Raw genomic sequence first — 12,639 nt, 5'->3', positions numbered from 1 at the left:
TGTCTCCGAAGGGATGAGTCGGGGAGTCGTCAGTCGCAGACGTTCTTTTTGTTCTGTGCTCAATCGGCAACGGTATCCGCGGCCAGCAACGCGATACAGTCGCCGGGATCCACGCGTGCGAAAGTGCGGACGCACATCACCGTTGCGTCTGCGCGAAAGCGAATCTCCAGCGGCGCCTGCCAGGGCCGGTGTGGATCGAAGAGACGCCCCGCGATCTGACCTTCGCGAACGCGTTCGCCGAGCGCGAAGGTGGGTTCGAACACGCCCGCAATGGGCGAATACACATAGTGGCGTTCGCCTTCCACACGCAGGAAGCGGGTCTCGCGCGCAGGCGAAAGATGGGCTTCCCGCGTCATGCCGAGCCGGTGCAGGATACGAGAGAGGCCGCTCTCGACGATCGCCAGGTTGGCCGCGTCGCACCCTGCGTGGCCGCCGAATTCGCCACACAGAAAGAGCTTTCCGTGGCGTTCGGCCGCCGCCGCGAAAGTGCGATCTTCGCCGAGTAGATCCATGATCATCGTGTTCGGCGCACCGAACGCACGTACGAGGTCGAGATAGAGTTCACGCCGCTCGACCCCGGCGGGCGGCGACGCGAGAAGCGTCGGAGCATGTTCGAACGATGCGCCGCCGGCGTGAAGATCGATCACGATATCGGCGCGTGGGAGCAGTTCCGTTTCGACGTAGTGCGCGATCATCTCGGTCGGCTGCCCGTTGCGGGCGCCGGGGAAAAGCCGGTTCAGGTTGCCGCGGTCGATGGGGGAGGTGCGGGAGCCGTTGATGAAGGCCGGGAAGTTCAGCGCAGGGATCACGATGAGGCGGCCGCGGATCGTCATCGACGGCATCCGCTGCAATAGCTTGATCAGTGCGACGGGGCCTTCGTATTCGTCGCCATGGTTGCCGCCCGTGAGTAGAATCGTCGGGCCTGTCCCGGCTCCGGCATTGAGTACGGCGAGCGGGATCGGAATGTGCCCGTACGCCGAGCGGTCGTGCGACCAGGGCAGCCGGAGCGTGCCGGTCTGGAAACCGGTGCGCTCAAAATCCACGTCAGTGGCAATAAGCGAAGGAGGATGGGACATGGTGCGATCAGTAGACGGCGAGGCGGCGCCCCGGTTGTCTTACTATCGCCGAGGATAAAGCGCCTGACCAATGCCGTTTTCTGCGGCGGCCGATGCCTTGAAGGCATCACCGGCAACTCGTTCTTCCATCGATGCGCCAGTGCAAGGCGTCACCTACCTCAACTGGTCGACGAATCGACTCAGCGCCAGGTTTGCTCCGCTTACTGCGTAGCAGAATTCGAGAGGTAATGGCACCGACAAATCTTGCAGACCGACGAAACGCACGCGTGCCGGTGGACGATCACGATTCGCGGCGTTCACGATTGCAGCGCCCATACCCGCGGACACGAGCGAAAGGATTGCCGTTTCGGTGCTAGCCTCCTGTCGAATGTCGAGCGTGAGCCCGCGCTCGGCGCAAGCGGACAGCAGGCGATCGTAGTACGCCGGGTAGACGTGTCGAGGAAACGCGATAAATGGCGTGCTCCGGAGTTCCGTTGTCGCAACCGCTCCCCCTTTGCCGAGCGGCCACGCTGCTGGTACGGCCAGCACAACATTCTGTTCGAGCACGGGCACGCTGGCGATGTCTTCGGGTAGCACGCCGACGCGATAGCAAAATCCGCCGTCGAGCCGTCCCGCCGCAATCGCTTCGAGTTGTTCTGGCGTATTCATTGGCTGCAGTTCGAGTGACACTTGCGGCACGGCCTGTTCGAATTCGCTCAATGCGCTGGAGACAATGCCACTCCATGCCGCGTTTTCGACGAAACCGATACGCAAATGACCCTGCAAGCCGGAAGCGATCTGGCGGGCGCGGCGATTGGCGGCGTCGACGCGGGCCAGAATCTCTCGCGCTTCGGCAAGGTAGGCTTTGCCTGCAGCCGTGAGTATCAGGCCGCGCGGTGTGCGCTCGAACAGCGTTGCGCCGATGGCGTGCTCGAGATCCTGGATTTGCCGGGATATCGCCGGCTGGGTTACGTGCAGTTGTTCAGACGCCGCACGTACGCTGCGCAATTCGGCGACAGCGATGAAATAGCGAAGATGCCGGAGTTCCATGGCGATATTGGTCCAGGACGTTGAGGTCGGCTAAGGCCGACCGCATCGGGGGCAGAGGTCGAGCCACGGACAGTCAGTAGCAACCGTTGCATTGGGTCACCAGCGCGTCGGTTCCGCCCCCAATAAGAGACCCTCCCGGCACGTGCGCGATGACTCATGCGGGGCCCCACTTCAGTTGTCGAAAGCGAATCGGTCAAGTGGGACGGAGCGCGCGGTCCAGGTCGTCGAGCAAGCGTTCGATCGCCACGCTATTGGGCTTGTAGTACACCCAGTTTTTGATTTTCTTCGAAGTCACCAGGTCTGCCGCTGCCAGCGCCTGCATATGCGTGGTGACAGTGGGCTGACTGAGGCCCGCCTTCTCGGTGATGAAACTGACACACACTCCGTCCCTCACAAGGTCCGCGTCCCGCTGCGGTGGAAAGTGCTTTTCCGGCTCGGTAAGCCAGATGAGTATCGTCAGCCGGTGGCGATTTGAGAGTGCATGCAGCGCGTCCTGCAGCTGGCTCTCATCGAGATTGTCCATTTTCGGCATTGCTCAGATTTTCCTTGACGGGACCAATCTATATTGTACTCTTTCTATATAGTCATTTACCGATATAGGTAGAGTATGGCGACGAACGCAATGACTTCCACAAGCACTCAGTCGATCGTGCGCACGATCAGCGTTGCCGTCGTCTTCACGCTGTTCGTGGCGGTCGTGTTCGGTTTCGGGCTCTATCTTTTTGCGCTGGTCGTGCCAGTGATGCGGCAGGGTCTCGGGTTCGACTATACGGCGATTGGCATCGTAACTGGCGGAGCCCAGACGGCGTATCTCGTTGCGGCGCTAGTTTGTCCGCGCCTCACAACCCGCTTCGGCGAGGGGCAGGTCATTGTGGGCGCTGTCACTGCCGCAGCCCTGCTTTTGCTGCTGTTCGCGAGAGTCCAGAGCGTAATGTCGGTCGGACTCGTTCTCGCCGGACTTGGCGCGACGGCGGCTTTCATGATGGTCCCGAGCGTCGGTGCAATCTCCCGGACAGTCCCTTTCGGGTACCGGTCCCGCGTCAATGGTCTGGTTTCGAGCGGCACGGCCTATGGGCAATTTGCGAATGGCGTTCTGGTGTCGCGGGTGCTACCAGGATACAGCTGGCACTCGATATGGATTGTGGCGGGGTCGGTCTCGCTCGTCATCGCGCTTGTGGGACTGCTTGCGCTTCGCCGCTTCGCTCCACAGGTTTTCAGCCGCAAGGCGCCAAAGCGCGCTGAAAATCGCCACCCGTCCGGCGACCGGTGGCGATTGGTGACTCGCGCCAACCTGACGGTCTGGATACTGCTCGCGTTGAGCGGAATGGCTTGCGGGCCGTGGCAAAACTACCTGTCAAGCTTTCTGGCCGATGAGGGGCATTCCCTGGCAACTATTGGGCAAGTCTGGTCGACGATTGGCGTGGTGGGACTGTTCAGCGGATTTGCGGCGGGGATGGCTGCCGACAAGGCAGGGGTACGGATTGCGCTCGCATTCTCCTTCACTGCACTCGCCGGCTCCGGTCTCCTGATCGCTTTCCATTCCGAAGCGTGGCAATTGCGAGCGGCCGCCGTGTGTTTCGGTCTCTCGTTCTATGCGATTTACGGACTGATTCCCGCGTATATCAGCAAGACTATGGAGCCTTGCTCGGCAACCACGGTGTTTGGTGTTGCCAACGTCTTTCTCGGTCTTGGAACGACATTGGGCAATGTGATGGGGGGCAACTTCGTAGCCTGGTTTGGTTCGCTCAAGGACGTTTTTATCACCGCGTCCGCGCTTGCATGCGTGGCGATGATACTCACGGCGACGCTCCGTGATGAACGAGCGGTTACCTCCTGATACGCCGTTTTCACAGCCAATCTGCGCCCCGCCCGACGGATAAGCGGCCGTTGCTCCCGGAGAGTCGCCGACCGCCGAGCGCCTGCCTGGTGGACCCTCCGGCTCGCTTTCCGTCGATCGCACTGTGAAACGGCATGAGACGGTGGTCGGTCATAAAAAGACAACTGCGTCCCGGACACGAATGTCGGCTGATTGTGCGAAACCAGTCCGTCACACTCGTGGCAGTGACACCCCGTCAAAGGCTGCGGATACAAGCATCATTTGGGTGGAGGGGATCTCTGCTTAATCATGCAAAATAGTCGGCATCTGAGATGCGGAGGCCGGTCGTGGGCGTGAACTTTGACTTGAATGACTTGCAGGCGTTTCGCGCGGTGGTGGAGCTGGGAAGCTTCCGAAAGGCCGCTGAGGCGGTGAGCATATCCCAGCCAGCCTTGAGTCGTCGGATCGACAAGCTCGAGGAAGCACTCGGCGTGCGTCTCTTCGAGCGCACCACGCGCAGCGTCACGCTCACCACCGTCGGCCGCGTGTTCGCCCAAAGCGCAGAACAACTGCTCGATGATCTTGACGTCGCGCTGCTCGGCATTCGCGATGTTTCATCGAGCCGCCTGGGTCATGTGACTATCGCGTGCGTGCCTTCGGTGGCGTATTACTTTCTGCCGAGCGTTATCGCGAGCTATCATCGCCGCTTTCCACGCATCCGGGTCAAGCTCCTCGATTCGAGCGCTAACGAGGTGCTTGGCGCCGTCATCAGCGGCGAGGCTGATTTCGGCGTGAGCTTCATGGGCAGTCAAGAGTCCGAGATCGAGTTCAAAGTCCTGCTGCAGGAGCGGTTTGTTGCTGCCTGCCGACGCGACCATCCCCTCGCACGCAAGAAGCGCGTGACCTGGGACGAACTCTACGAACACGACTACGTCTCGGTCGACAAGACTTCCGGTAACCGCCTGTTGCTCGACCAGGCGCTCACTGCCGTGGCGCCGCGAGCGCCGAGCGTTTGCGAAACGCGGCACGTCACGACGATGCTCGGGCTGGTTGAAGCGGGGCTCGGTGTCGCCGCGGTGCCGTCGATGGCCATGCCCGGACGTGACCACCCAATCCTCACGAGCGTGCCGCTCGTCGAACCGGTGGTGAAACGACGCGTGGGAATCGTAAGACGGCGCGGACGGCCGCTCACACCGGCCGCACAGGAGTTTCACCGGACGATCATCGAGTCGAAGCGCGTCAGCGTCGCACGCAGTGATGCCGTGGGCAACAGCGCGACGACGCCGCCGAAAACAAGAAGGAAGACCGCATCGTGAGGTTGGCTGGGACAAGCCTTCCCATGGCTCTGCCTCAATGGGCGGAGACGGAATCGAGCCCGGTCGATCTCACTTCGGGTTGCACATCGGGCGATGCGAGATAGTCGAGGAGCGCCTTCGCTTCCTTCGGATGCTGCGCGCCCACGGGGATGCCGCCGGCGAAACGCGTGACGGACTGCAGAGACTCGGGAATCTTGCCAACGAACGTGGCGCCCTGGACGGGCAGCAGTTCGCTCACCTGCTGGAAGCCGATTTCGTAATCACCGTTCGCCACCACCGACGCCACTGGAATGCGCGGAATCATCTTCGCCTTCGACCTGACCTGATCCACGACGCCGAGCTTCCTGAACAACTCTCGCTCGATATAGACGCCGCTCGCGCTGTCCGAGTAGGCAATCGACTTTGCATGCAGCAAGGTCTGCCTGAGGCCTTCGGCAGAGCCGATGTCGGGCTTCGCCGCACCTTCACGCACGACCATGCCGATGCGCGAATCGGCCAGCTCGACCCGCGATCCGGGGATGACCTTGCCTTGCTTGATCAGATCGTCAAGTGCGTAGCCGACCATGATGACGACGTCCGCAGGCTCGCCACGCTCGAGCCTGTTGGGGATCGCTTCGGGCGATTTGCCCATCGACGGGCCGAGCGCGGTGTCGAGCGTGTTGCCCGTCTGGGAAGCGAACCTTGGGCCGAGCACCTTGTACGCGGCGGTGAAGCCGCCCGAGCTCATGACGTGCAGGTCGGCAGCCTGCACGTTCGCCGCAGCGGCCGAGGTTGCGACGAGCGCTGCCGCGCAAAGTTTCAGAAGCAGATTTCTCATGGTTGTGGTCGTGCAGGGTTGCGATGGGTGCGGGGGAAGCGCATCAGTGCGCCGGCGTCAGTGTCACTGCGCGGCGGCGATAGAGCGCGAACGTCGCCAAAAGGGCGCACGCTGCGGCGAGGCTCATCCAGTAGCCGGGTGCGGCCTTGTCGCCGGTCATATGAATGAGCGCCGTCGAGATCGCCGGCGTGAAGCCTCCGAACACGGCCGTAGCGAGGCTGTAGGCGAGCGAGAAGCCAGCAACGCGTACCTGCACCGGCATCACTTCCGTGAGCGCGGCGACCATCGCGCCATTATAGATTCCGTACATGAACGAGAGCCAAAGGAGGACGAGCAGCATGTTGACGAAGCTCGGCGCGTGAGCGAGCAGCGACAGTGCCGGGTAAGCAGTCGCGATGGCGAGCACCGTCATGCCGACAAGGAGAGGCCGGCGGCCGATCTTGTCGGAGAGCGCCCCGCCGATCGGTAGCCACACGAAGTTCGACACGCCGACACACAGCGTCACGAGCAGACTGTCGGCGGTGCTCAGGTGCAGGACCGTCTTGCCGAAAGTCGGCGCGTAGACCGTGATGAGATAGAAGCTCGTGGTGGTCATCGCCACCAGCATCATGCCGGCGACGACGACAGCCCAGTTCTGGACCAGCGTGCCGAATACTTCCTTCATGCCCGGACGATGCTGGCGCGCCTTGAACTCCTGCGTTTCCTCCAGATTGCGACGCAGCATGAAGATAAACGGCACGATCATGCAGCCGACGAAGAACGGTACGCGCCAGCCCCATGCGGCGATGGCCGGTGCGCTCAGCCATTGGTTGAGCGCGAAGCCGAGGCCCGCAGCGACGACAATCGCTACCTGCTGGCTCGCGGACTGCCAGCTCGTGAAGAAACCTTTGCGGCCGGGCGTGGCCATCTCGGCGAGATACACCGACACGCCGCCCAGCTCGGCGCCCGCCGAGAAGCCCTGTAGCAGCCGCCCGAGCAGCACGAGCGCGGGAGCGAGAAGTCCGATCGTCGCATAGCCCGGTACGAACGCGATCAGGATGGTGCCGCTCGCCATGATGGAAAGCGTGACGATGAGGCCCTTGCGGCGGCCGACGTCGTCGATGTAGGCGCCAAGCACGATCGCGCCCAGCGGCCGCATCAGGAAGCCGGCACCGAAGACCGCGAACGTCATCATCAACGAGGCGAACTCGCTCCTGGCGGGAAAGAAAACGTTGGCGATCTGCGTGGCGTAGAAGCCGAACAGGAAGAAGTCGAACTGCTCCAGGAAATTCCCGGCCGTTACGCGGAAAACCGCGACGGCCTTTGAATGTCTGGTCGAAAGGTTAGACGACGGGTGCATCGAGGTGTCTCCTGAATTCCAGAACATACGCGGCGTTCCGGTCGATTGTGGCTTTGGCAATGTTCGCCCGGAGCCGGCAAAACGATAAGTGCAAATTTCGGAACGATTGATGTTCTGTCGTTATCAATCGAGGTCTGCCGACAAGGTGTGCCCCTAACCAACTTCTTGCGACCACCGCCAACGCTAACTGACCAATCCCTAACGGTAGGCGACTTGCGGCGCTCCAGTTATCTACCAGCGCAGCGATGGAATTACAAAGGATGAACGGCACGGAAACCGATGCAGCAGCGCGCGAACGGTTCCGCGCTCAGGCGCGCCAGGCCGCGGCGCACCTGCCTGATCTCTCTTGCCAACCCCGATGTTCGATTAACACCGAGTCTTCCGATATCGCACGGTCGCGTGCCTCATTTTGTAAGGTCGCGCGACAATGCGGCCGGGATCGTTGTCCGAGGCTCCACCGGCTCCTGACCGTATTCCCAATACTGCCTCTTGACGAACGAGCTATTGGATCATGGGAAAAAAGCACACGGGGCAATGCACATGCGGAGCGGTGAAATTCGCAGTCGGGCGACGGCCTCGACAGAAATTGTTGTCAGGAATGCGGCGCACGTCTTTTCACTGCCCCGTTATCGGGATGTTCACAAAGCGCCGCCTCACATGGACAAAACACCTCGACGGTACCCCTTCACCGACATGCCGGGCTGAATGACGATGTCCCCGCCAGGTACGGGAATTGCGGCCTGCGCGACTCTGTTTAATTCCCCGGTAACCGTTTCAAAAGATTCCAGGAGTCAACATGCGCCCCCGAATCATCTGCCACATGATGTCCTCGATCGACGGCAAACTGCATCCGAGCCGCTATTCGATGCCGCACGGTTTCGACCGGCGTCATTTCGTGACGCAATATGAAAACTTAGCCGCGGGTCTAGGTGGCGACGGCTGGCTCGTCGGCCGCGTGACGATGGCCGAAATCGTAAAGGACGAGCGCGACGCGTCGATCGCGACGGGTAGCGTCGGTGCGCGGGACGCATGGCTCAATCCCGATCGCAAACCCACTTTCGCGATCGGGCTCGACCCAAGCGGCAAGCTTCATTACGCGCGCCCGACCGTGGGTGACGATCAAATCGCCGCAATACTCGGCGAGCATGTATCGGACGACTATCTCGCCGAGTTGCGGCAAAGCGGCGTGTCTTACGTGTTTGCGGGTAAAGATGGACACGACCTGAAGGCCGGCGTCAAAGCACTGGGTGAAACGCTGGGTATCAAGACGCTGCTTCTCGAAGGCGGCGGCGCTATCAACGCGGCTTTTCTAAAAGCCGGTCTGATCGACGAAGTGAGTGTGTTGCTCTGCCCGGGAATCGACGGCGTGCGAGGCGTCCAGACGATCTTCGAAGGCCCCGAAGAGGGGAATCCCGGTTACGGTCGATCGCTCGCATTCAAATCGGTCGAGACACTCGAGGGCGGCAGTGTATGGGTGCGTTATCTTGTTGAATCCCCGGCGTGATCTGACGTGTCTTCAAGAAAGCCATTCGGTCTGTGGTCGCTCAAGACCGACCGCAGGCCGTTCAAAATCACCATTTCATCACGGCACGGCCCACGATCTCACCGACTCTCAGGCGGTCGATATACTCGTTGAGTTGATCGAATGAGAATGTCGAGACCGTATGGCGGATTTTGTCTTCCGCCGCGAGCGCCATGACTTCCATCAGATCGATATTGTTACCCCAGAACGAACCGTGCAGCGTCTGCTCGCGCGATACACGCGGAAAGAGCGGGATATCGATGCGATCGCCCACCAGCCCGACATCGACATAGTGACCGCTGATCGATAGCAGGCTCATGGCGAGTTGCACCATCTCGGGCGCGCCCGCGCAGTCGATCATCGCATCGAGGTCTTTCTGTCCCACAAGTTGCACGAGTTCCTTGCTGATATCCGACGACGTCTTGCCCTTGATATTGACGATATAGTCGGCGCCGTATTCCTTCGCAATCGCGAGCTTCTCGGGGTTACGCGCCAATGCAACGACACGCGCACCGCCGCCGAGAATCTTGGCGTACTGAACGGCATAGCCGCCCAACCCGCCGATACCGAAAACGCCGACCACGCGGTCCGGACCCATTGCGCCCGAGTCGCGAAGTTTCTTGATGCCGCGATAAGGCGTCAGCCCTGCATCGGTCAACGGCGCGAGCGTTTCGAACGGCAGCTGCTTGTCGACCGTGATCAGATAGCGCGCCGGAACCGGAAGAAACTCGGCGAATCCTCCGACCGGCCCAAAACCGGGCCAACGCACGTTCGGGCAAATATGTGTGTTACCGATCTGGCAATGACGGCAAATGCCGTCGCCCCATCCCGGCGCCACCACGACGTGATCACCTTCCTCAAAGCCGGCCGCTTTGGGCACGATATTGCCGATCGCGTGCACGACGCCGGTGATCTCGTGGCCGAGCGTAATCGGAGTCGGAATATCGGCGCATTTTCGGAAATAACCATCCACGAGCTGCACATCGGAACGGCACATGCCGCAGGCCTTCACCTGAACGAGTATTTCGTCGGCTTTGATATCGGGAACGGGCACGTCCTCCGGAACGGCGACGCGCGCCGCGGCCAGCCCGATGCGGGCCGCTCGGGTGCGGAAGCACTTTGACAGCGGCGCCGCCACATTTTGGCAACACAATACGACGAAAACGGCGGAATACATCAACAAGCAAACCACCTTAATCCAGCTAGCCCGGAGCTTCGAGCCGCCGTTCACATGGAGCGTCGCGCCCGTTGTCCATCTGGCGTAATCGGAGGCGAGAAAGGTGATCGCAGCGGCGATATCCTCGGGTTCAGCGGGCCGTTTGATGGCCTGCAGGCCAGGCGTCATGTCGCGGCCTTCGTCGGTGCGCGTGAAGCCCGACATGTCGGTCTGCGCCACGCCGGGCACGACGGCGTTTACGCGGATGCCGCGCGCTCAGAAGGTCCGCCGCGTAGTTGCGCACAAGGCTGTCGACGCTCTTGAAGAGAGTTATCTGCCGCTGTGCACCTCCGGCGAGTGACAGTTGGTCATTCGACAACGGCCACCACTAGCCCATTGAGCTAACCGACGGAAACGGGTCGACTACGGCCGCCAAATCAGGCGGTAGCCGGCCAATCTTGTCCGTTCGATAAGCAAGACGGTCCGACGTTTGATGGTCCACTTCAACCGGTTAAGCGACAGTCCGTCGGCAGGTTTGCGCCGTGCGTATGATCCACTCATGCACGGCATCGACAGCGGCGGATCGTGCGGGCTGCGCGGAACGCATCAGCCAGAGTTGCGGGAGCTCGAACTTCGGCACCTGCGGCAATGCCTTTACGCGGCCGCCGCGCAACGCGTCGTCCGCGAACAGCTCCGACACCATCGCAATGCCCGCCTCCTGCTCGGCAGCCGCAACGAGAAAGCGCGGATCGTCAATCGTCATCGCGCGTTGCGTGCGCAAGCCCGAACGCCGTAGATCGGGTAGCCAGGGCGCCCAGTCTGGAAACGCCTCGTGAACCAGCAACGGCGCTAACGCGAGCACATCCGGAAACGGCGCTTTCGACAGTCGCCGCGCGGTCAGCGGGCCGCAAATCGCGACCGTCTGCTCGCAAATCAATGGCTCGCAAATTACCTCCGGCGAGCGAAGCTGTTTGTTCGATACGACCAGGTCCACATCCACACGGTCGATCTCCGTGACCTCTTCAGCCGTCAGGAGCCATAGCTCAATGTCCGGCAGCGCCGCCGAGAACGCCTTCATACGCGGCATCAACCAGCCCGCAACGAACTGCGGCGGACAGAACACGATAGCCGAATCGGGATTGCCATACGGCTCGATGCGATCGCGACCGTCTGCAAGCGTCGCTAGCGCAGTGGTGACTGTCTGCGCGTAAAGCGTGCCCGCCGCGGTCAATGCAACGCCGCGCCCGATGCGGCGAAAGAGCGCCTGGCCAGTCCATTCCTCGAGTTGCTGAATCTGATGACTGATCGCGGACTGCGTCAGCGCCAATTCCTGCGCGGCGCGCGTAAAGCTGCCAAGGCGCGCCGCTGCGTCGAAAGCCAGCAGCGCCTGCAACGGGGGAAGTCTACGCATCGTTCAGTGAGGGCAAGGTATTAGAAATTTCGATACTTCCAACAAGATTCTTCGCTTTTCACCGGTTCATTTGCCCGTAATCATAGTCCCAACGTCCTGACCGACCATGGATGCATGAAAAATATTTGTGTGGCGGCGTCCCCTCAATCAACCGGAACGACCCTGATGACCTCGATCGAAGCTCCCTCCCTCGACTCCCGCGCGACGGCCGACGGCGAGCACGCGCCCCCGACCTATGCCGGCGTGCTGTCGTTCATGCGTCGACCTTACACACGCGATCTCACTGGTGTCGACGTTGCCGTATCCGGCGTGCCGCTCGATCTCGCCACCACATTTCGCCCAGGCGCACGCTTCGGTCCGGCCGGAATGCGTGCCGCCTCCGTGCAGCTCGCCGAACTCGGCGCTTACCCGTGGGGCGTCAATCCCTTCGATCACCTGAATGTGGTCGACTACGGCGACTGCTGGTTCGACGCGCACAATCCGCTCAGCATCCGCGACGCGATCGTCGCACATGCGCGCAAGATTCTCGCGGCGAACACGCAGATGTTGACGTTTGGGGGCGATCACTACATCACCTGGCCGCTTTTGATCGCGCACGCGGAGAAATATGGCAAGCCGTTGAGCCTGATTCATTTCGACGCGCACTGCGACACGTGGCCCGACGACAACCGCGATTCGCTGAATCACGGCTCGATGTTCTACAAGGCGATCCGCGAAGGACTGATCGACCCTGCGCGCTCGGTTCAGATCGGTATCCGCACCTGGAACGAGGACTTCATGGGCGTGCGCATTCTCGACGCACCGTGGGTCCATCGCCACGGCACGCAGGCGGTGATCGACGAGGTGCGGTCCATCGTCGGCAACTCGCCTGCCTATCTGACGTTCGATATCGACTGCCTCGATCCCGCCTTCGCGCCGGGTACCGGCACTCCTGTCGCCGGCGGACTGAGCTCGGCGCAGGCGCTCGCCATCGTGCGTGCGCTGGTCGACGTCAATCTGATCGGCGCCGACGTGGTCGAGGTCGCGCCGGCCTATGACCACAGTGACGTCACCGCGCTCGCCGCGGCGCACATCGCTGCCGACATTTTGTGCCTGATGCGCCATAGAAAGCTCGAGCGCCACCGCTTCGCCTGATGTCCTACCCGACGACTCGACAC

11 protein-coding genes are annotated in these 12,639 nt (G+C 61.5%); 4 read left to right on the top strand and 7 right to left on the bottom strand.

Features of this window, described 5'->3' with window-relative positions:
* Window positions 1–59 precede the first annotated feature (59 nt).
* The 3 genes from A3CW_RS0126090 to A3CW_RS0126080 form a co-directional block, all read right to left on the bottom strand.
* Window positions 60–1,076: a succinylglutamate desuccinylase/aspartoacylase family protein gene (locus A3CW_RS0126090; RefSeq protein ID WP_028206181.1), complete on the bottom strand. Its 1,017-nt coding sequence runs from the start codon at window positions 1,074–1,076 to the stop codon at window positions 60–62.
* 153 nt (window positions 1,077–1,229) lie between these two features.
* The gene (locus A3CW_RS0126085) at window positions 1,230–2,105 is read right to left on the bottom strand and encodes a LysR family transcriptional regulator (RefSeq protein ID WP_028206180.1); all 876 of its coding nucleotides are present in this window, start codon (window positions 2,103–2,105) and stop codon (window positions 1,230–1,232) included.
* 193 nt (window positions 2,106–2,298) lie between these two features.
* On the bottom strand, window positions 2,299–2,637 hold the full coding sequence (locus tag A3CW_RS0126080; protein ID WP_081771821.1) for an ArsR/SmtB family transcription factor: 339 nt from the start codon (window positions 2,635–2,637) through the stop codon (window positions 2,299–2,301).
* 90 nt (window positions 2,638–2,727) lie between these two features.
* Here A3CW_RS0126080 and A3CW_RS47695 point away from each other — a divergent pair, with 90 nt between their 5' ends.
* Both A3CW_RS47695 and A3CW_RS0126070 read left to right on the top strand, forming a co-directional pair.
* Window positions 2,728–3,942: an MFS transporter gene (locus tag A3CW_RS47695; RefSeq protein ID WP_051481728.1), complete on the top strand. Its 1,215-nt coding sequence runs from the start codon at window positions 2,728–2,730 to the stop codon at window positions 3,940–3,942.
* Window positions 3,943–4,268: 326 nt separating this feature from the next.
* Window positions 4,269–5,237: a LysR family transcriptional regulator gene (locus A3CW_RS0126070; RefSeq protein ID WP_028206178.1), complete on the top strand. Its 969-nt coding sequence runs from the start codon at window positions 4,269–4,271 to the stop codon at window positions 5,235–5,237.
* Window positions 5,238–5,271: 34 nt separating this feature from the next.
* On the opposite strand, the gene A3CW_RS0126065 is transcribed toward A3CW_RS0126070, so the two are convergent.
* Window positions 5,272–6,054: a substrate-binding domain-containing protein gene (locus tag A3CW_RS0126065; protein ID WP_028206177.1), complete on the bottom strand. Its 783-nt coding sequence runs from the start codon at window positions 6,052–6,054 to the stop codon at window positions 5,272–5,274.
* Window positions 6,055–6,097: 43 nt separating this feature from the next.
* Window positions 6,098–7,393, bottom strand: a complete 1,296-nt coding sequence (gene tcuC / locus A3CW_RS0126060; RefSeq protein WP_028206176.1) for an MFS transporter — start codon at window positions 7,391–7,393, stop codon at window positions 6,098–6,100.
* A 796-nt stretch (window positions 7,394–8,189) separates the two neighbouring features.
* On the opposite strand from tcuC, the gene A3CW_RS0126055 reads away from it, so the two are divergent.
* Window positions 8,190–8,897 carry a dihydrofolate reductase family protein gene (locus tag A3CW_RS0126055; RefSeq protein ID WP_028206175.1) on the top strand — a complete coding sequence of 236 codons (708 nt, stop codon included), beginning with the start codon at window positions 8,190–8,192 and terminating at the stop codon, window positions 8,895–8,897.
* Window positions 8,898–8,964: 67 nt separating this feature from the next.
* Here the strand turns inward: A3CW_RS0126055 and A3CW_RS0126050 are convergent, their stop codons facing one another.
* Window positions 8,965–10,338, bottom strand: coding sequence for an SDR family oxidoreductase (locus tag A3CW_RS0126050; RefSeq protein ID WP_281175144.1), 1,374 nt, complete (start codon window positions 10,336–10,338; stop codon window positions 8,965–8,967).
* Between the two features lie 244 nt (window positions 10,339–10,582).
* Entirely contained in the window at window positions 10,583–11,482 is a 900-nt protein-coding gene (locus A3CW_RS50330; RefSeq protein ID WP_081771818.1) for a LysR substrate-binding domain-containing protein, read from the bottom strand.
* Between the two features lie 165 nt (window positions 11,483–11,647).
* Between A3CW_RS50330 and speB the strand changes: the two genes are divergently transcribed.
* Window positions 11,648–12,616, top strand: a complete 969-nt coding sequence (speB, locus tag A3CW_RS0126040; protein WP_028206173.1) for an agmatinase — start codon at window positions 11,648–11,650, stop codon at window positions 12,614–12,616.
* Window positions 12,617–12,639: the final 23 nt, after the last annotated feature.

The sequence above is a fragment of the Paraburkholderia nodosa DSM 21604 genome (genome assembly GCF_000519185.1).
In the GTDB taxonomy this organism is placed as follows: domain Bacteria; phylum Pseudomonadota; class Gammaproteobacteria; order Burkholderiales; family Burkholderiaceae; genus Paraburkholderia; species Paraburkholderia nodosa.
The sequence above is the reverse complement of the archived record's forward strand: the minus strand, read 5'-3'. Positions and strand labels throughout refer to the sequence as shown.